This is a genomic window from Paenibacillus sp. FSL H8-0282 (assembly GCF_037963825.1).
Lineage (GTDB): Bacteria > Bacillota > Bacilli > Paenibacillales > Paenibacillaceae > Paenibacillus_AQ > Paenibacillus_AQ odorifer.
This window is the reverse complement of record NZ_CP150146.1, coordinates 6,536,930-6,557,460: the sequence shown is the minus strand read 5'-3', so window position 1 is coordinate 6,557,460 and position 20,531 is coordinate 6,536,930. Positions and strand designations below refer to the sequence as shown.

Annotated in this window: 16 protein-coding genes; 8 read left to right on the top strand and 8 right to left on the bottom strand. The window is 46.4% G+C overall.

Annotation, left to right across the window (positions count from 1 at the left end; genetic code table 11):
- Positions 1–116: 116 nt before the first annotated feature.
- The 3 genes from NST94_RS28475 to NST94_RS28465 all read right to left on the bottom strand — a co-directional run bounded on the left by NST94_RS28475 (position 117) and on the right by NST94_RS28465 (position 4,043).
- The gene (locus NST94_RS28475) at positions 117–809 is read right to left on the bottom strand and encodes a response regulator transcription factor (RefSeq protein ID WP_280753198.1); all 693 of its coding nucleotides are present in this window, start codon (positions 807–809) and stop codon (positions 117–119) included.
- A 16-nt stretch (positions 810–825) separates the two neighbouring features.
- Positions 826–2,499, bottom strand: a complete 1,674-nt coding sequence (locus tag NST94_RS28470) for a GAF domain-containing sensor histidine kinase (RefSeq protein WP_339281501.1) — start codon at positions 2,497–2,499, stop codon at positions 826–828.
- 152 nt (positions 2,500–2,651) lie between these two features.
- Positions 2,652–4,043 (bottom strand): MATE family efflux transporter, encoded by a 1,392-nt coding sequence (locus NST94_RS28465; protein ID WP_076124068.1) that lies wholly within the window; start codon positions 4,041–4,043, stop codon positions 2,652–2,654.
- Positions 4,044–4,306: 263 nt separating this feature from the next.
- Here NST94_RS28465 and hxlA point away from each other — a divergent pair, with 263 nt between their 5' ends.
- From hxlA to NST94_RS28450, 3 genes are all read left to right on the top strand, one after another.
- Positions 4,307–4,939 (top strand): 3-hexulose-6-phosphate synthase, encoded by a 633-nt coding sequence (gene hxlA, locus NST94_RS28460; RefSeq protein WP_036682127.1) that lies wholly within the window; start codon positions 4,307–4,309, stop codon positions 4,937–4,939.
- A gap of 7 nt (positions 4,940–4,946) precedes the next feature.
- Complete coding sequence (gene hxlB, locus NST94_RS28455; RefSeq protein ID WP_076301484.1) at positions 4,947–5,504, top strand: 6-phospho-3-hexuloisomerase; 558 nt, start codon at positions 4,947–4,949, stop codon at positions 5,502–5,504.
- A gap of 84 nt (positions 5,505–5,588) precedes the next feature.
- Positions 5,589–5,966 (top strand): helix-turn-helix domain-containing protein, encoded by a 378-nt coding sequence (locus NST94_RS28450; protein ID WP_036682121.1) that lies wholly within the window; start codon positions 5,589–5,591, stop codon positions 5,964–5,966.
- Between the two features lie 95 nt (positions 5,967–6,061).
- Here NST94_RS28450 and pepT read toward each other — a convergent pair whose 3' ends face one another.
- From pepT to NST94_RS28430, 4 genes are all read right to left on the bottom strand, one after another.
- Complete coding sequence (pepT, locus tag NST94_RS28445) at positions 6,062–7,294, bottom strand: peptidase T (RefSeq protein WP_076181937.1); 1,233 nt, start codon at positions 7,292–7,294, stop codon at positions 6,062–6,064.
- Positions 7,295–7,389: 95 nt separating this feature from the next.
- Positions 7,390–8,043, bottom strand: coding sequence for a sortase (locus NST94_RS28440; protein ID WP_076181939.1), 654 nt, complete (start codon positions 8,041–8,043; stop codon positions 7,390–7,392).
- Positions 8,044–8,079: 36 nt separating this feature from the next.
- Positions 8,080–9,132 carry a hypothetical protein gene (locus tag NST94_RS28435; protein ID WP_076301483.1) on the bottom strand — a complete coding sequence of 351 codons (1,053 nt, stop codon included), beginning with the start codon at positions 9,130–9,132 and terminating at the stop codon, positions 8,080–8,082.
- Between the two features lie 477 nt (positions 9,133–9,609).
- Positions 9,610–10,623, bottom strand: a complete 1,014-nt coding sequence (locus NST94_RS28430; RefSeq protein ID WP_081383185.1) for an LLM class flavin-dependent oxidoreductase — start codon at positions 10,621–10,623, stop codon at positions 9,610–9,612.
- A 258-nt stretch (positions 10,624–10,881) separates the two neighbouring features.
- Here NST94_RS28430 and NST94_RS28425 point away from each other — a divergent pair, with 258 nt between their 5' ends.
- From NST94_RS28425 to pgmB, 5 genes are all read left to right on the top strand, one after another.
- The gene (locus NST94_RS28425; RefSeq protein ID WP_036682112.1) at positions 10,882–11,886 is read left to right on the top strand and encodes a LacI family DNA-binding transcriptional regulator; all 1,005 of its coding nucleotides are present in this window, start codon (positions 10,882–10,884) and stop codon (positions 11,884–11,886) included.
- A gap of 335 nt (positions 11,887–12,221) precedes the next feature.
- Positions 12,222–13,643, top strand: a complete 1,422-nt coding sequence (locus NST94_RS28420) for an ABC transporter substrate-binding protein (RefSeq protein ID WP_038574978.1) — start codon at positions 12,222–12,224, stop codon at positions 13,641–13,643.
- A gap of 173 nt (positions 13,644–13,816) precedes the next feature.
- Positions 13,817–14,905 carry a sugar ABC transporter permease gene (locus tag NST94_RS28415; RefSeq protein ID WP_036682450.1) on the top strand — a complete coding sequence of 363 codons (1,089 nt, stop codon included), beginning with the start codon at positions 13,817–13,819 and terminating at the stop codon, positions 14,903–14,905.
- Positions 14,905–15,996 carry a carbohydrate ABC transporter permease gene (locus tag NST94_RS28410; RefSeq protein WP_339281500.1) on the top strand — a complete coding sequence of 364 codons (1,092 nt, stop codon included), beginning with the start codon at positions 14,905–14,907 and terminating at the stop codon, positions 15,994–15,996. Before NST94_RS28415 ends, NST94_RS28410 begins: the two co-directional genes overlap by 1 nt.
- Before the next feature lie 46 nt (positions 15,997–16,042).
- Positions 16,043–19,048, top strand: a complete 3,006-nt coding sequence (gene pgmB, locus NST94_RS28405; RefSeq protein WP_339281499.1) for a beta-phosphoglucomutase — start codon at positions 16,043–16,045, stop codon at positions 19,046–19,048.
- A 51-nt stretch (positions 19,049–19,099) separates the two neighbouring features.
- Here the strand turns inward: pgmB and NST94_RS28400 are convergent, their stop codons facing one another.
- Positions 19,100–20,491 (bottom strand): aldehyde dehydrogenase, encoded by a 1,392-nt coding sequence (locus NST94_RS28400; RefSeq protein WP_339281498.1) that lies wholly within the window; start codon positions 20,489–20,491, stop codon positions 19,100–19,102.
- Between the last annotated feature and the right edge of the window lie 40 nt (positions 20,492–20,531).

Below are 20,531 nucleotides of genomic sequence, written 5' to 3'. Positions count from 1 at the left end.
CAATGATAGTTGAATCAGCCTCTGTTAACATCAGCACATGGAATGAACATACATAATAAAAACGCTCAGCCATTGTGCTGAGCGTCTAAGACTAAAGTTGTAGAGGAGTTTTGATTCTAGGCGTTATAGCCGCCTTTCAATGCGAAAATGGCAGCCTGAGTCCGATCCGCTAAGTTTAGCTTTCCGAGAACGTGGCTGACATGGGTCTTAACGGTTTTTTCGGTGATGACCAGCTTGCTGGCAATCTCTTTGTTGCTCATACCGAGCGCAATCAGGTCTAATACTTCTTGCTCGCGTGGGGTAAGAAGCTCTAATCCGGTGATCGCAGCAGGTGTTGTGTTTGGGCCGTTCGGATCGGAAGTATTAAGTTCCAATTGCTCTAGTGTAGAAGTCGCCATTAGATTCATCAGTTGGCTGGCAGCCTCGGAATGTAGCTCCACTTGACCGTTATGTACCTTGCGGATCGCAACTACCAGCGCTTCTGGTTCTATATCTTTAAGCAAATAGCCTTTGATTCCTACGCGGATAGCCGGGAGTACATGATCCTGATCCGAAAAGGAGGTCAATACAATGACCTTGACCTGCGGGTGGGAGATCCTCAGCGCTTGAGCGGTCTCAATGCCGTCCATAATGGGCATATGCAAATCCATTAATATGACATCCGGGTTCAATTCGGCTGTTCTTTCCAGTGCCTCGCGGCCGTTGGAGGCCTCCCCGATAACCTTGATATCGGGTTGTGTGGAGAGAAATACTTGCAGCCCACGGCGTACCATTGCATGGTCGTCTACTAATAATAAGTTTATCGTCATTTATGATCACCCGACTTCATGTAGATTGGATGGGCAGAGGTATGGTTGCCTCAACCGTTGTGCCCTGATTTTCCACACTGTGGATATGAATACGACCGGAGAGAGCTTCTGCTCTTTCCTTCATAATATGCAGACCAAGAGATTCATTAGTGTCTGTGTTAGAACGCCGTTTGGCCCCGCCTTTACCTTGGTCGGCAACGCTCAGTACCACCTCGGCTGCATTCAGATGCAGAGATACCTCCGCTTTAGAGGTTCCGGAATGCTTTCGTACATTATTGAGCGCTTCTTGGCCAATGCGCCACAGCCCTTCCTCCACGTTACGGGGAAGTTCGTGAACACCACTCCGTTGCGTCTGTATCAGCAGCCCTAGCTGCTGGCCATGAGCCTGCAGCGCAGTCAATAAACCGGCTTCCAGTCCGGCAGGCCGAAGCTGCATAATTAATGCACGCATTTCTTTGAGTGCAGACTGGGATAAAGCTTGAATATCGCGGGCAGCCTCAGTAGCAGGATGGGAGATATGCTCCTGCTTCAGCATACTTTCCACGCCTTTGGCGGTCATTGAGAGGGAGAAGAGGATCTGGTTCACGGAGTCGTGCAGGTCACGGGCCAGACGATTCCGCTCATCAAGACGCGCAATTTCGCGGCGTTTCTCTCCAAGCTGAGCACTTTCCAATGTAGCGGAAATATGCTCAGCGACAGCCTCAAGCACCTCTCCATCCGCAGTTGCGGAAGCTAGTGCTTTGGGTGAGGTGATCAGTAGAATTCCTGCACCTTGTGCGGCAATCTGCCGAAAGGGCACAGCGAGCATCACGACACGCTCCGCGACAGGTTGTTCAGAACAGCAGGACTTCGTAATTTCCTGCTCTTCATCAGGGGTTAATGTCGCAAAGCGTTGTCCTTTTGTGATATCTCCTAGACGTACTTTAAAAGAATCCGAGAGCTCGAAGGGAGCTATTTCAGGCGTTATATTAGCCGCATAGGCAGCATGGACTTCGAATTGCCCTTCATATTGCCCGATAATCGCTGCAAAGGGCCAATCGAAATAGTCGCCAATCAGGGCGGCGCTTTTCTCGATCAGAATACTGGGCGAGATACATTGGTTGGCGGTTAGATTTAAAGCTGCGCTGAATTCGCCTAATTTGGCGTACAGATTCGCGCGGCGCTGCTCGGTGCTATATAACTGCATCCGTTCTATAGCACTGCCAATTTGCAAAGCCACGGATTGCAGCAAAGCCAGCTCGCTGTCGGCGTAATGTGCTTTGCCTGGTGCGGCCACATTCATAAGTCCCAAGTAACGCTCACCTGAATGCAGCGGGACGGTGGCGTGGTGGGTGATGCCCAGCGTGTCGCCCCAGTTATACTGCCTGGCGTTACTCAGCCGCTTGCAGCTTAGAATGTTAACGGCATGCTCGAGCCGACCGTCCCATAGGCGGCTTAGGCACCAGCAGCTTCCGCACTGCATTGGTTGTTTATTGTCGCGCTGTAGTGCAGGTGGCAGGCCTCGATCAGCGGCACACTCATATTCCATGTATTCTTCGCTCAGGAAGATCCAGCCTGCAGTGTTTCCGGTTAACTCAAGCAGCTTGCCCATGACTGTGTCGAGCATGGGTCTGAGCTCATTGGAACTGTTTAAAGTCTCCGCAATCGTTTTGAGCGTCAGTAACTCATGGATTCCGGTTTCCTCCGGCATGAAGTTCTCTCCTTTAGCTTTGTGAATTATGTTCTATCTATTGTAACGTAGAATGGTTCCTTCATTCTCAAATTTTATGTAATGTTGGCGTAAATAAATAGAAGGTTCCTTAAGATCTGATATGACCTTAAAGAACCCTCTGTATATACATATTAATTTACAGCTGCAGGAGTAGCGGAAGGTGTACAGTGTTCTGGAGCTTCGTGTTCGATAAGTCCATGTTTCTCCCAAGCTCGGCTCTTCCAGCGGAAATACATAATGACGGCTCTTACCCACTCATCGACCGCAGTAGCAATCCACACGCCGGCTAACCCGAGATCAAGTTGGAACACCAGGAAATAACCAAGAGGTAAGCTCATGCAGACCATGGAGATCAGTCCCATATATACAGGGAATTTGGCATCGCCCGAGGCGCGTAAAGAGTTAATGATAACCAGATTGGTTGTGCGCCCGGTTTCCAGGAAGAAGCTAAGCAATATGACCTGCGCCCCCATCCTAATGATGTTCTCATTGTCTGTGAAAAGCCCGAATAGCGGTACCCGGAAGAAAATCACCACAGCATCTATTATTACGGTAACCAGCAACGCCCACTTTACACTGGTGAATACACGCTTATAGGCTTCATCAGGTCGTCTAGCTCCCACGAGATGTCCTACAACGATGGAAGTTCCCATAGAGACAGCTACACTGAATAAATAAATATAATTGGAAATATTAAGCGCGTACTGGCGGGTAGCCATAGCTTCAGCGCCTAAATAAGTAATATACAGTGTGAATACAAGCTGGCACGACTGATAAGTGATGGATTCAAAAGCGGACGGGATGCCGATTTTGAGAATTTGCAGCACGTATTTTTTAGAAAGATGAATGTAATAGGTTACTTTCACCCGTACCTCCATCACTCTGTAGAGCAGCAGGAAGAATAGGATCAGGCAGATAAAGCGACTCATCACTGTTGAGATAGCCGCACCCTCCACACCTAACGCCGGAAGTCCGAAATGACCATAAATGAGCAGGTAGTTGCCCACCACGTGAATGATATTCATCAGCAAGGATACGACCATCGTCTGTTTGGTGAAACCGTGAGTACGGATAGTAGTCGCCAGAGCATTAATTAATGCTTGCAGAAAAATACCGCCCCCAACAATATTCATATAGGCTTTGGCGTAAATGAGGATATCCCCTTTTACATTCAGCGCAGTCAGTAGCGACCCTCCGAATATCAGCAAAAACGTACTTAGGAGAATGCCGACTAACAGGTTTAGGGTAATGGCATTGCCGGTCACTTGAGCGGCTTCCAGAGGTTTTTTGGAACCGAGATATTGGGAGACCACAATAGCTGCGCCGTTACCAATTACACTGAGGACTAAAATTGCTATCGCAATGATCTGATTCGCTGCGCCGACACCAGACACGGCATCGTCCGACACTGAACTGATCATAAAAGTATCCACACTGCCCATGAGCATAAAGAGGAATAGCTCGAGGAAAATCGGCCAGGTAAGTTTGACCAGGTTGAATTCCTGGTGATTATTTTGCTTCATTGTGCACCTTCTTATATTATGATGTACTTCCTAAAATTTCATAAACAAACTGTAATATTAGCACAGCTTTCATGGAAATGCAGTATTTTTACAGAAAAATGACAAAACGTTTTTAATTTAAGTCGAAAAGAGCCCTTTAACCGCACATTAGTATCCTCCAGGTAACTACATCACAATAAAGTGCCTACTTCCCTAAAGGGATGTAAGGAACTACAATTTGTACATGACTTACTAAAATATATTAATAAGGAGTGCAAATAAATATGAAATTACAATTAGCGTTGGATTTAGTGGACATTGCGGGAGCGAAAGAGGTTGTCTCAAAAGTTGCCGAATTTATAGATATCGTTGAAATTGGAACACCTATCGTTATAAATGAAGGGTTACATGCAGTGAAGGCAATCAAAGAGGCTTTTCCAGCTTTGACTGTGTTGGCGGATTTGAAAATCATGGACGCAGGTGGATATGAAGTGATGAAGGCTGTGGAAGCGGGCGCGGATATCGTTACTGTACTTGGTGTTTCTGATGATTCTACCATTAGAGGTGCAGTGGAGGAAGCGAAGAAAACCAATAAAGAGATTCTAGTTGATCTGATTAATGTGAAGGATATCCAAACAAGAGCGGCTGAAGTAGACGCACTTGGCGTAGACTATATCTGTGTACACTCTGGATATGACCATCAAGCGGAAGGTAAAAATTCTTTTGCAGATTTAAATGCGATTAAGAGTGTGGTTAAGCAGGCCAAAACAGCTATCGCTGGAGGGATCAAGCTAAGCACACTTCCAGAAGTGATCGCTGCGAACCCTGATCTTGTCATCGTTGGCGGAGGCATCACAGGTGAAGCGGATCAAAAGGCTGCCGCAGCAGAAATGAAACGTCTAGTTAGTCAGGCTTAAGATTACAATGGATACAATGAAATATGCGCAGCAAATTATAGAGGAGCTTCAGCGCTCCATATCTCAGCTTGATGAAGAAGAGGCTGAGCGACTGGCTGAGCTGCTGCTTCAGTCCAATAAGATCTTCGTGGCTGGAGCGGGCAGATCTGGATTGATGGGACGGGCCTTTGCTATGCGGTTAATGCATGTTGGTAAAGAGGCTTATGTTGTAGGCGAAACGGTGACTCCGGGGATTGAACAGGGGGATGTGTTAGTCCTCGGTTCCGGTTCTGGTGAGACGAAAGGGTTGATCTCTATGGCTGAGAAAGCCAAAGGGGTGGGTGCAGAAGTTGTTGCCGTTACCATTGCGCCGGATTCGACGGTTGGACGTTTAGCGGGCTATACAGTGAAGCTGCCGGGATCTCCAAAAGATCCGGCCAGTGGAAGCTACAGCACGATCCAGCCGATGGCTTCTTTATTCGAACAGACGATGTTGGTCTTTTATGATGCTATTATTCTGCGAATGATGGAGAAGACGGGGCAGACGAATCAGCAAATGTTCGGCAAGCATGCTAATTTAGAGTGAACGTACAGAAACGAATGCCTTCCTATAAGGAGGTTATTCGTTTTTGTGTTAGTATGATAACAGGAGAGAGGAGGCGCTTTAGGTATGGCAACCGAGATTAAAGATCGCATAAACTTGAAGGAAATTAACTGTGAGAAGGAATTGACGCTTGCGGTGATCGGAGGGAAATGGAAGCTGATTATCCTCTGGCATCTAGGGCTTGAAGGGACAAAGCGATTCAGCGAGCTGAAGAAGCTAATTCCTCATATCACGCAAAAAATGTTGACCAATCAGCTTCGCGAGCTCGAAGAGGACCAGCTGGTTCTAAGAAAAGTGTACGCTGAGGTTCCGCCAAAAGTAGAGTATTCCCTGACATCATATGGCCAAAGTCTGCTTCCCGTCCTTCGATTGATGTATGATTGGGGTAAAAATTACGGAGAAAACGTGATCTGGAAGGACACGCCGCCGGAAGAAAGATGCTAATCGAATAGCCTATGAACATTAATAATCCCTGAGAGGTCTGGATCGGCCTCTACAGGGATTTTTTGGTGTTTTAAAGGAGTGATGCGGATAATACTTTAGGCTTTCTGTTCGAATAGCTTAGCAATCTCCACGATAACATTTACCGCTTTTACCATATTGTCCGCAGACGCATATTCGAATTTGCCATGGAAATTCTCGCCTCCGGTGAAAATATTAGGTGTCGGCAAGCCCATGTAGGAAAGCTGCGAGCCATCTGTACCTCCGCGAATCGGGCGGATGATCGGTGTGATGTTAAGGTTCTCCATCGCCTCATGGGCAATATCGACGATATGACGCACTGGCTCGATTTTTTCACGCATATTGTAATATTGGTCCTTCATTTCAAGCACGATGTTCTCTTCACCATGGATGCTTTTGAATTCTTCTACGACAGCTGAGAGATATGCTTTACGTGCCTCGAATTTCTCACGGTCGAAGTCGCGGATGATATATTGCAGCTTGCTGAATTCAGGTGTGCCTTCTATAGAGCTTAGGTGATAAAAGCCTTCATAACCGTCTGTATATTCGGGCGCTTCCTCAGCAGGGAGTCTGAGATGAAGTGCCATGGCGATTTTGGCGGAATGAATCATCTTTCCTTTTGCAGTCCCAGGGTGAACATTAACGCCGTAGACTGAGATTTTGGCAGACGCAGCATTAAAGCTTTCATACTCTAATTCTCCGAGTGGACCTCCGTCTACAGTGTAAGCATAGGAAGCATTAAAAGCGGCTACGTCAAATTTATGAGGCCCGCGGCCGATTTCTTCGTCTGGTGTGAAGGCAACTCTAATCTTGCCGTGTTTGATTTCTGGATGTTGAATGAGGTAATGCATGGCGGTCATAATCTCAGCAATACCGGCTTTATTATCTGCGCCAAGCAGGGTCGTGCCGTCGGTTGTAATTAAGGTGTGGCCTTTGTATTCCGCCAGCTCCGGAAAGCTCGCTGTGGATAATACAACATTCAGCTCTTTATTCAAAAGAATATCTTGACCATCATAGTTCTCGATAATCTGTGGCTTCACATTCGTTCCGGTAAAATCAGTCGCTGTATCCAAATGGGCTAAAAAACCAATGGTCGGAACATCCTTGTCCGTATTCGCAGGGAGTGTCGCCATAACATAGCCATGCTCGTCCACCTGGACTTCCTCCATGCCGATTTCCTTAAGCTCTTCAACCAGCTTGTGGGCCAGAACCATCTGTCCCGGAGTGGATGGGCAAGTCTCATTATCTTCATTCGATTGGGTATCCATTTGTGCATACGAAATAAACCGTTCTACAACCTCTTTCTTCACCTTGGGTCATCTCCTCTTTACTATTGTATATATATAGTATCACTTTCCATATAAGGTCTCATCCCTGAGGAAGAAGATTGAGGTAATATTTAAGTTTAATGCGGCAATATATCTTGTTTCACTAACTTCGCTGAAAGTAAATAACGGTCCGGTGCAGATCCCACATATGAAAAGGGATAGCAGGTAATCAATGTGAGGATGGCCTTATCACTTGGCTTTATAGCACCACGTTCGTCCCCGTCAACAATTGTGCTGCCTGTTACTTCATAGGTAAAAGTCCCATCGGTACTTTCCAGCTCGATAAGATCTCCAGCGACGAGTTCTCCCAGATTACGGAACACTGTATCGCGGTGGCCTGCGAGCACACTGTTGCCGGTGGCACCGATAGCTGCGCTGCCTTTATAATGTCCGGCTCCCTTTTTTAGCTCTGGGCTTTCCGTGCCTTCTAGCACTGCGATCTTTTTGTTTAATTTGGGGAAACGAATCTCTCCTATGATTTCACCTTCTGAATAGGAATGAGCGGGGTGCGGCTGTTCCTTGGCTGAACTGATCATTCCCATGGGAAGAGGGATTTCTTCGGCAGAAAGGGGGCGGGCGACAGCTTCCTCCCTCTTTTTTGCCCAATCATTTAAAGCCTGTTTAGCTTCGAGCGGTGCTTTGACCACTTGTACAACCGAGTAAATCAACACAACTAAAGAGAGTATGAAGATTAGCTTCACGGCTAGCAAGACACCATTACGCTTCTTCATACTCTCTCACCTCCAGACTTATGCTGCAAAATGTGGTTATTTCTTCGATTTCAATCTGCGCATGATAATCACGCTGAGTACCGCAATGGCTAAGCTGGCAAGAATCAAGTTATACCAAGGCTCAGCGGTATTTGGAAGCTTGTTGCCAACCTCTGGTGCTCCCAGTGGAAGCTCATCATCAGGCAGGGAGATCTCATTGCTTGGCTGCGGTGTTGCACTGGTAGTTTGGCTGCCAGCACTTGGTGATACTGTCGGCTCATTATCGCCTCCACCCAGTGGGATCGGCGCTTCAGTGACACTAATTTCATCTACTACTGGTGAAGCTGTAGGTATTGGCGATGGTGTTGGCGTCGTTGATTGCCCTGGTGTGGCAGCTGCTGTTGCCGTTGGCGAAGTAGCCGTCGGTGTATTCGTAGGTGCCGCAGTTGGTGAAGCGGTAGTCGTCGGCGGATCTGTAGGTGTCGTGGTTGGTGAAGCTGTTGCGGTCGGCGAAGCTTCAGGTGTAGCTGTAGCCGTGGCAGTAGGTGTCGTAGTTGGCACTACAGTAGGTGATGGCTCAGGTGTAGGCTGAGCTGTGGCCGTCGCTGTCGGTGAAGGACTAGGTTCAGCGGAAGGCTCCGGTCCTCCAGAAGCGGAGAACTCAAAGGCTACAGTGGTGGTTTTCCCTTGATATTCGTTCCCTGCTTCCCACGGGAAAATTACATCCATTTGGATTACACTTTGTTCTCCCCCGGCAAGTGAACCGATGGCAACTCTTCCGGCAGCCTCACTCATCACCCCTGAATAGATGATTACTCCCTCTTTTTCGAGTGTCATTTGGAGAATATCGTATAATTCTGCGTCTCCAGAGATGAATTTGAAGTCCACATAGTAATTAAAGCCCTCACTACCTGCGTTAATAATTGTGTATTCTGAGTTCGTTTCATCACCAGGCTGCATATTGTTCATGGTGGCTGTGCTTGTCGTATGCGAATTCACCGTAAGCTTAATGGTATCTTGCGCACTAACTCCGCCAGCATGCCAGATGACTCCTGCTAGAATAGTCAGGATATAAGCAGCTATGAAAGCCGAGCGATATTTCTTCTTCACTTTACTCGCTCCTTTCTCCTGAACCCCATATTAAATTTTGTAGACATCATTTGCGGGCTTCCGGCAAATTCTTCTCTTCTAATCGGATTTTCCATCAAACATTGTCGAAATAAGTAGTATCTCACAGAACCACTTTCTTGTGCGTATATAGGAATCTCCGTGAAAGTGGAAGGAGAGGGTAGAGATATACCGCCAATTCGTTCGTTATAGCGAATAACTAAAGTATAATCAAAATAATATCTAAACAAAAATGGGATATTAGAAGGAAATCCATCATATTTGATCAAATATCAATTATATTAATGGTTTTACACCAGTTCTCTCTATTTAACTCTTTATTTTTATGTAATTCATTGTTTTTATTGTGTTTTATTGAGAACGATTATGAATGCAAAATAAAAAGGCAAGACATACATCTGGAATAGGGCTCAAACCCCGATACCAGACCTATCGTCTTGCCTTAATTATGATGATAAATTAGATTTCCTTCATAGCGTCGGCTACAATCTCATAAGAGCGTAGACGAGCGTTAGGATCATAAATTCCACCAGAAACAATCAATTCATCGGCCTGTGTCTCTTGCAGGATTTCTTGAAGCCGTTCTTTAATTGCTGCTTTATCACCAGCGAAAGAGTAACGCTGTTTCTCAAGCATGGCTGCTTTTTCTTGCATCGTCCATAGCCCCTCCATACTATCAACCGGTGGTTGTAACTTCCCCGTACGTCCGCGGATGATATTAAGGAATTGCTGCTGCTGCGAGGTAGCCAGTCGTCTTGCCTCATTCACGGTATCGGCTGCTGTAATACCAACTCCGACCATCACATAAGGTTTGTCGAGTGCTGCTGAAGGACGGAAATTACTATGATAGATGTGTAAAGCTTGTAGTAAATATTCTGGTGCGAAATGGCTGGCGAAAGCAAAAGGTAAACCTAGCTTCCCTGCCAGCTGAGCACTAAAACCGCTGGAGCCCAGCAGCCAGATGGGGATATTCAAGCCTTCACCAGGAACAGCACGAACCCCAGCCGGTCGTGATCCTGCACCTGCAGGATCGAAGTAGGCTCTGAGCTCACTTAACTGCTCGGGGAAGTCACTGCCGTCGCTTCCGAGACCACGGCGTAGCGCACGGGAAGCAGGTTGATCGGATCCTGGGGCTCTGCCCAGCCCTAAATCAATCCGTCCTGGATATAGGGATTCGAGGGTCCCGAATTGTTCCGCAATGACAAGTGGTGCGTGGTTGGACAACATGATGCCTCCAGAGCCTACGCGTATGCTTTTTGTGCCGCCAGCAATGTGGCCAATTAAGAGTGAGGTAGCAGAACTGGCAACACCAATCATGTTGTGATGCTCAGCAAACCAATACCGGTGATAGCCCCATGCCTCAGCATGTTGAGCTAAAGCTAAAGAGTTATGAAAAGAGTCTGCCGCTGTGCCACCCTCCACAATAGAGGCTAAGTCCAGTACGGAGAATCGAATATCGCGCTGTTGCTTCAATGTAATCCCTCCTATAATAAACGCTCAGATAGTCTAGAGCAGTATTTGTAGCTGCGAATAATGCTACTCGCCTAGTATACCATGTAATAAAACTATATACACACTTTAAGTAAGTTATACGCACTTTGTAATGATTAGATAAGGAATAAGTATGTCTTTAAAATAAAATGTAAGCGCTTTAAAAAATCTGTTGTTATTTCTTAACGGGCTTGCTATAATCACATCGAAAAGTTACCTGAAAAAAAGGAAGTTATCGTTATGAAGCCAACCATAAGAGATGTTGCCAGAATGGCGGAGGTGTCGATCAGCACCGTATCGCGTGTTATGAATGCGCCGAATACGGTCGTAGAGAGCAAACGGAATCGAGTGATGGAGGCTGTAGAACGTTTGCAATATCAACCAAATGCGTTTGCACGCGGCCTGATCTACAAGAAGTCTTTTACACTGGGCCTGCTGATTCCGGATATTGAGAACCTGTATTTCGCAGGGGTTATTCGGGGAATGCAGGATGCATGCATCAAGCTCGGATACAGTTTAATGATCTGCAATACGGACCGCGACAAAGAACGGATGTTGTCTTACATCGATAACTTTCATGAGAAGCAGGTGGATGGAATCGTGTTCGCAAGTGATGTCCTTTATCCTGAGACACATGACAAATTAGTCGGTTGTAGAATTCCTTTTGTGTTGGTATCCTCGCATTCTGATGAGTACGACATTCCATCTGTGGAGGTGGATGATGAACAGGCGGCTTACGATGCGGTAAAGTTTCTGATTGATTTAGGGCATAAGGACATTGGCATGATTGGTTTTAACCATGATAACTCCGTATCTGGCCCGCCTCGTTATGAGGGTTTTGTAAGAGCATTAACAGAGTTTGGACTACAGCAGAATATTGTGAAGAGCAAATATGCCAATCACAGGTTCGAACACGCTTATCAAGCTGCGCATGAGTTGTTTACTGATTATCCCGAGCTGACCGCCGTTTTCTGTGTTGCTGACGAATTTGCAATGGGGACGATTTCTTATCTGAAGGATCGTAATATTCTAGTTCCGGGGCAGGTATCTGTGATTGGATTTGATAATTTGCGGATGTCGAGTATGTTCATTCCAAAGCTGACCACGATTGCACAGCCGATTTATGAGTTAGGGTATCGTGCGGCGGAGATGCTGCATGAATTGCTCACAACAGGTGGTGTCCAGGTATTGAATGAAAAGATGGAGCATAAGCTGATTGTGCGGGAATCCACGCGGGAAAAATAAAGGCTCTTTATTTTTGTGACCTTCTTCTGAAAAGCTTTTCAGAGCCATGTATCGGTCTTAATTAAAATTTAAATGTTAGGATAGAAAATAGTATGAATTCTTATGAAAAACATCTCATTTTCCGATTGGAAACGGTTACTAATTATGATAATATAAAAAATGTAAGCGCTATTATTAAATTACATTTGTGATGGAGTTTGATTTTAGGATATTTACCTGTCTTCTGAAAAGCTTTGCAAGGAGGTGATCTGCTACAAGCTGCTAATACATGCCAGGGTGCCCGGATGATTGAATAAGATGTTATCTCTATAACCATTAAAGGGGATGTACAAAAGATGAAGAAGATCTCAGGACGTAAAAAGTCGTTGGCTTTAGTACTGTGTTTATCCTTCACAATGACGCTGAGCGCATGCGGCGGAGGCAACAATAATGCGGCGCCTACAGATCCACCGGCGGCAACAGTCAGCCCAACAGCAGATAACACCGAGAAAGCGACAAATGCACCTAGTGCTGAACCTTCGGGTTCCCCGTTAGATTTAGCGATGAAAGGTGAATATAAAGGGACTAAAGTAACCATGTTTGGACCCTTCGTAGATGCTGACCAAGTGAAATTTGAGAGCAGCATTAAAGAATTTGAAGAGAAGACAGGGATCGATATTCAATACGAGGGCTCCAAGGAGTTCGAAGCAACAATAAATATTCGGGTGGACGGCGGAAATGCTCCTGATATCGCTGACTTCCCGCAGCCGGGATTGCTGGCATCGATTGCTAAGACGGGCAAGGTTATCGATTTGACCAGTGTGCTGGATCAAGACAAATTGACGGCTAATTACAACAAGAGCTGGCTCGATATGTCTACGATGGACGGAAAAGACGGGAAGATCATGGCGGGGATTTGGAACCGCAGTAATGTAAAGAGCTTGGTATGGTATCCAAAGAAACAATTTGATGATGCAGGTTACAAGGTTCCTGAAACTTGGGATGAGCTGATGGCACTCACTGAACAAATTGCCAAGGATGGCGATCCTGCCTGGGCTATTGGCATTGAGAGCGGTGCTGCAACGGGTTGGCCAGCAACAGACTGGGTCGAAAATATAATGCTTCGTACGACTACGCCTGAGAACTACGATAAGTGGGTAAAAGGTGAACTGCCATTTACTTCACCAGAAGTAAAAAATGCTGTTGAAATCATGTCTAAAATTTGGCTTAACAAGGATTATGTTTACGGTGGTGCTAAGTCTATCGTGACAACATCCTTCGGGGATGCCCCAGCGCCAATGTTCACTGATCCGCCTAAAGCCTGGTTTAATATGCTCGGTAACTTTATTACAAGCTTCTTCCCTGAAACGGCAAAGGTTGATCAGGATTATGATTGGTTCTACTTGCCGCCAATTGATGCACAATATGGTAAACCAGTGCTGGTTGCAGGTGATATTTACGCTATGTTCAACGATCGTCCAGAGGTTCGTGCAGTCATGGAATTCTTCACCACTGGAGAGTCGATTAAGAGCTGGGTACAATCTGGCGGCGTAATTGCTCCTATGAATGATGCTTCCCTTGATTGGTATACCTCTGAATCCGATCGCCGGATGGCGAAGTTGGTTCAAGATGCTTCCACACTGCGTTTTGATGGTTCTGATTTGATGCCAGGTAAAGTGGGTGCAGGCACCTTCTGGAAAGGGATGACCGACTATGTGAGCGGTACAGCGACACTGGATCAAGCCTTGGAACAAATCCAGTCCGGCTGGAACAACTAACCTAATATTTAAAGCGCACAGTAAAAAGAGGGGCAGTGAGAAAAGAGGATTGTCTGCCCCTCTTTTTGTTTTCTAACTAGTGAGTTCGATGCTTATGATAAGAGTTTTGCTCCGCAAAACTTATAGGAGGAGCTGGAGCTAATATGGGTGCACAATCACAGCCACAGCCACAAATGCCAACACAACCACAAGCTAGGCCAACCGTCAGCCTGAAGGCGGTAATGCTGTCCCTAGTTGTGTTATTAGCGAATATTGTTGTTAACGGCGCAATCTTTTTATTCTTCCGGGATTCCACATTAAATCCGCTGCTAACAGCGGTTCTGGCTGTCCTCTGGGGAGTTCTAGGTGTTTATCTGATTTACTATACGCTGACGTGGGCGGTTGAGCAGTACCCTGATCATATCCGGCGAAAGGTGCTGCCTTATATCTTTATTGGTCCGGCAGTGATTATTCTGGGCTGGTTACTGGTCCTGCCTGCACTGCGAACATTATATTTGAGCTTTTTTAATGCTTCTTCAGAAAAATTTGTGGGTCTGAGCAATTATGCAGCGATCTTTAGCGATCATCTGATGGCAACGGCATTGCGTAACAATTTACTTTGGGTATTCGTTGGCACGCTTGCTTGTGTAGCATTCGGGCTCTTAATTGCTATTCTTGCCGATCGCAGCAGCTATGAGAAAATCGCCAAATCGATCATCTTTATGCCGATGGCTATTTCCTTTGTAGCGGCAGGAGTCATTTGGAAATTCGTTTATTACTATCAACCGGGTGACGAACAAATCGGGCTGTTGAACGCAATCGTTACTTATTTTGGGGGAGAACCCCAAGCCTGGACGAGTATGCTTCAGCCATGGAATAACTTTTTCCTCATTATCATTTTGATCTGGATGCAGACGGGATTTGCAATGGTGATTTTCTCGGCAGCAATCAAAGGGGTTCCTGACGACATTTTGGAAGCTGCACGAGTGGATGGAGCAAATGAGGTGAAGATTTTCTTTGGAATCATGATTCCATATATTTCATCAACCATTCTGACAGTGACAACGACCATTATCGTCTTTACGTTGAAAATATTTGACGTCGTCATGGTGATGACAGGAGGTCAATACGATACAGAGGTTGTTGCTACACAGTTCTACCGGCAATTCTTTATGTACCGTAATTTCGGCTACGGCTCCACGCTGGCTATTGTTCTACTGATCGCGGTGCTGCCTGTAATCATAATCAATCTACGTCAGTTCCGTAAGCAGGGGGGATTCTAATGGCTGGCAAAAAGAAGAGAAAAGGCAGCAAAACGGTTGTAAATATCGTGTTGGGTGTGATCTGTTTTATTTGGCTGCTTCCGACTCTTGGGCTATTTATTTCCTCCTTCCGTCCGGCTGCTGACATTCTGCAGACTGGATGGTGGAAAGCTTTTCCTCATCAGGAGTGGAAGGCTGGAGAGACGATTCAGCTATCCAAGGATGTGGATCTTCGGGAGCCAATTGAGGTGAACGGTAAAACTTATACAGATGATGAGCTGAAGGCTGGCGTGAAGGCTGATGGCAGCCGGCTTATGTGGGAGAATCGTAGAGCACGTACCGTAAATGAACAGATACAAGGTTGGAAGATGACACCGGATCTCACGCTGGATAACTATAATAATGTGCTTTCCGGTAAGGAATACAAGCTGAAACAGGCTGATGGTAGTGAAACGGTGCAAAAAGGCTCCGGATTGTCACAGGCCTTCTGGAATACGCTAACGATTGCTGTTCCAGCAACAGTTATTCCGGTGCTGATCGCTTCTTTTGCTGCATATGCTTTTGCCTGGCTGCGGTTTCCTGGGCGCAGAATCCTTTTTGTAATCATTATTGCAATGCTCGTCATTCCGATACAGGTTGCGCTTATTCCAGTGCTTAAGGATTATACCGCACTTGGGCTAAGCGGAAGTTATCTGGGAATTTGGCTGGCGCATACGGCTTTTGGATTACCGCTGGTTACGTACTTTATGTACAACTTTATCAGTCAATTGCCGAAGGATTTGTTCGAATCGGCTTTCATGGATGGGGCAAGTCATTTCACTATATTCAGTAGGCTAATTCTGCCTCTATCAGTGCCAGCACTGGCTTCTATCGGGATCTTCCAATTCCTATGGGTGTGGAATGACTATTTAGTCTCATTGATTTTTATCGGCAATCAACCGTCTGTGCAAGTCATGTCGATGAAAATTGCCGATTTAGTAGGCTCACGAGGCAACGATTGGCATTTACTTACTTCGGCTGCATTTATCTCTATGCTGATGCCGCTCGCTATTTTTTTCCTGCTGCAAAAGTATTTCGTCAGAGGGCTTATGGGTGGGTCGGTGAAAGGTTAATGATTTAGAACCCGAATGAAACTGTGATCAGGGGGAGCTCAGAGAGATGAAGATGAAACCATACGTACATCCGGCGGCGGTATATCCTTACCGGGAGTGGAGTCTTGATGAGGAAGCTTATAGTGAAGAGAACAATCAAAGAAGCGAGAGTATTTTTGCGCTTGGCAATGGATATATTGGTATGCGCGGTAATTTCGAAGAAGGTTACCACGGCAGCTCAGGCTCGTCTGTAACAGGCAATTATTTGAATGGTTTTTTTGATTCGGAGCCCATTGTATATCCAGAAGGAGCGTACGGATATCCATCCCGCAATCAAGCGATGCTGAACGTAACAGATGCCAAGATTATTGAACTGAGTATTGAAGGGCAGACCTTTCAGTTAAACAGTGGGCAAGTGCACCATTATGAACGAAAGCTGGATATGCGAAGCGGGGTTCTGCATCGACAGGTAGATTGGGAATCTCCAGCTGGTCACCGGGTACAGCTTCATATCCGGCGGATGGTGACTTTGCAGCACAAACATCTGGCGGCGATAGATTATGAGGTTAAAGCGCTGAATTTCAGCGGAGTGCTTACCTTCACTTCATCCATCGACGGCAAGATCCAAAAACCTAAGGTAACGGATGATCCCAGATTGGGCTCGGGAGGCAAGGAGCCCAGTCTGCTCCTGGAGGATACCGGTCATGAACCGGGACAGTCCTTCTTATGGATGAAGCAGAGGACGCGGCATACCCAGTTTGCCTTATTAACAGGGGTAAGTCATAAGCTCGATTCAAGATCTGAGGATAAAAGGACCGTGCAGCATGAGGGGCAGAAATTATCCATGCAGTTTGTCGTCCCGGTGGAGCGTGGGGAAAGCGTCTCACTAACCAAATATATCTCTTACCATACCTCTAAAGATTATCCAGAAGACGAACTACTTAGTAGAAGTACTGAAATATTACACTTAGCAGACCATAGCGGGTTTGAAGCGCTTGCCCAGGAACAGCAGGCTTATCTGGATCGATACTGGGCACATACGGATGTGGAGATTCATGGTGATCTTGCGCTTCAGCAGGGCATTCGCTTTAATGCTTTTCAACTGCTTCAATCCGTAGGCCGTGATGGGGTTACGAATATTGGAGCCAAGGGATTAACGGGTGAAGGATACGAAGGGCACTATTTCTGGGATACCGAGATGTATATGCTGCCCTTCTTTACGTTCACACAGCCGGAGATTAGCCGAAAGCTGCTCGAATTTCGTTATGCCACGTTAGACAAAGCACGGGAGCGTGCAGCGGTAATGTCGCAGAAGGGAGCCTTGTTCCCTTGGCGGACTATAGACGGGGCAGAGAACTCTGCGTATTTCCCGGCAGGCACGGCGCAAATGCATATTAATGCGGATATTGCGTATGCCATCAAGCAGTATGTACTGGCTACCGGAGATTATGATTTTTTGGTTACGAAGGGAGCAGAAATTTTATTCGAAACTTCCCGCTTTTGGTTGGACTTGGGGTACTTTAATCCGGCTAGAGGCGGTGCCTTTTGTATTGATGCAGTAACCGGTCCTGATGAATATACAGCTATCGTCAACAATAATGCATACACCAACTTTATGGTACAGGATCAGCTTTATTATGCACACGAGATGGCAGGGATATTGTCTAAGCAGTATCCTGAGCATTTTGAACGCCTGAAACAAAAAATCGGTCTGACTGAGCATGAGACATTAGTGTGGCTGGAAGCGGCGGATAAAATGTTTATCCCCTTTGATGAGGGACTTGGCATTTATGCTCAAGACGACACGTTTCTCTCCAAGAAAAAATGGGATTTCGAGCATACACCAGCTGACAAATATCCGCTGCTGCTTAACTACCATCCGCTGGTAATTTACCGGCATCAGGTGTTGAAACAGGCGGACTTGGTAATGGCGATGTTTCTGCTGGGTGACCAATTCAGCTTGGCGGATAAGATCCGGAATTATAATTATTATGAGCCGCTGACGACGCATGATTCTTCATTGTCACCGTGCATCCACAGTATAATCTCTGCTGAGATTGGTGATTTGACGGGAGCCTATTCCTATTTTGACCGCACGGTACGGATGGACTTGGATGATATCAACCGCAACGTAAAGGATGGACTGCACACTGCTGCTATGGCAGGCTCCTGGCTGTCGATTGTGAATGGTTTTGGTGGCATGCGCTTATGCGGCGGGATGTTATCATTTAATCCTAGTGTGCCAGCGCAGTGGGAGAGCTATCGGTTTAAAATAACATGCGCTGGACAGCTATTGGATATTTTTGTGAGTGATACAGAAGTGATCTATACGCTGCTGGAGGGCGAAGAGCTTGAGATTATGCATAAGGGAAACCTTATACAGTTGTCTGCACAGAAGCCGCTGAGGCTTTCGAATGTGAAGCAGCTTGAAGCTGTTATTTTCGAGCTGGACGGGATAATTACTGACACTGGAGAGTATCATTATGAGGCTTGGAAGGATCTGGCGGATGAACTTGCGCTTTCTTTTGATCGAGAGAAGCATAAGAGTCTTAAGGGCCTAAGTCGAATGGAATCTTTAGAAGTCATTCTGGAGAGTAGTGGACTGAATTTGCCGCAACCGGTAAAGGGAATGCTCTGCAACAAAAAGAACGAGAAGTATAGACAGCTGGTTCAGCAAATGACGCCTGCTGAGCTGTATCCGGGTATCCACAGCGTGTTGTCCGATTTGCAGCAAAGAGGGATTGCTATCGGACTGGCTTCAGTGAATGAGAATGCGCTGCTGATTCTCGAACGCTTGCAGATCGGGCATTGGTTTCAGGCGGTGGCTGACCCTGGCAACTTGCGTAGAAGCAAGCCAGATCCAGAGATTCACTTGCAGGTTGCGGAGATGCTGGGCATATCCCCAGACTGCTGTGTGGCGATTGAGGATACCGAGGAAGGAATAGCCGCAATTAATGCTGCTGGTATGAGGTCAGTGGGAGCTGGAGTGGCGCTCGTAACCGGGACCGCGGATCTATGTCTGGCTTCCACCGCAGAGATAAGTGTTGAGAAATTGTTAGAGCTGTTTGCGTAGTTACCCTGATAAGCAGCAAACCTCCCGATCATGGGAGGTTTGCTGCTTTGTTTATTTCATTACTTTTCGAACCAGCTTCACTTTATTGCCATAAGGAGGATACACGATTCCGAGGTCGATCCGTGTGCCTCGCTTGACGATGCTTTTACGATGGGAGAAGACCTCAAAGCTATACTTCCCGTGATAACCCCCGATTCCAGAGTTTCCTACTCCACCAAACGGAAGATAAGTGCTCGCCACATGTGAGATCGTATCATTGATACACCCTCCCCCGAATGAGACCCGGGACAGCACCTCTTGTTCTACACTCTTATCCTCCGTAAATAGGTATAGTGCCAGTGGCTTTGGATGTTCATTAATGCTCTGAATGGCCTCATCCAATTGATGATATTCCAATATTGGGAGGATCGGACCGAAGATCTCATCTTCCATAGCGGCATCCGTCCAAGTGGCAGGATAGATTAAAGTAGGCTCAATATAACGTTCTTCTGGCACGATGGTGCCGCCCATAATCACCTTGCTCTGATCTCGCGCAATGAGGTCAGCAAGTCTTTGCAGCTGGCGATCATTCACGATCCGGCCGTAATCTGTATTAGGCTGTGCATCCTGACCGTAGAACTCAGTGACGTGATGTTTGAGTTTGGTAATCAATTCTTTGGCAATATCCTTGTGGACTAACAGATAATCCGGTGCGATACAGGTTTGGCCCGCGTTCAGCAGCTTGCCCCAGACAATCCGTTTCGCTGCAACATCAAGATTAGCGGTCTTATCAACAATAACCGGGCTTTTCCCGCCAAGCTCCAAGGTTACAGGCACTAAATTTTTGGCTGCTGCTTCCATAACGATTTTGCCGACAGGCACACTGCCTGTAAAAAATATATAATCAAACTTGGCGTGGATCAGTAAATTAGTGGTCTCTTTTTCCCCTTGAATTACGCGGATATACTGCGGCTCGAAGGTCTCCTGAATAAGCTGTTCAACCACGGACGAGATGGCAGGTGTGCTCTCAGATGGCTTGAGGACAGCGCAGTTACCAGCGGCAATGGCGCCGATCAGGGGCTCAATTAGCAACTGAAATGGATAATTAAACGGACCAATAATGAGCGTTGTGCCGTAAGGCTCACTTAAAATATAACTTTTTGCAGGAAATAAGTGCAGCGGGGATCGAACCTTTTTAGGCTTCGCCCAACGCTTAAGATGTTTCATCATGTAGCCGATACTGTCCAGCGTAAAGCCGATTTCTGTGGCATAGGCTTCGAACTCACCTTTTCCTAAATCCTGTTGTAGTGCTGTGATGATACGTCCTTCGTATTGTTTAATAATATTTTTAAGTTTTCGCAGCTGCTGGAGACGAAAAGAAACCTCTTTAGTTACGCCGCTATTAAAAAAATCCTTATGCTCTTCAAGCATTCCTTGAATGCTGTCAGCTGTATAGGTTGTCATTAATCTTTCCTCCATCCTTGTAAGAAGTTAAAGCATACTA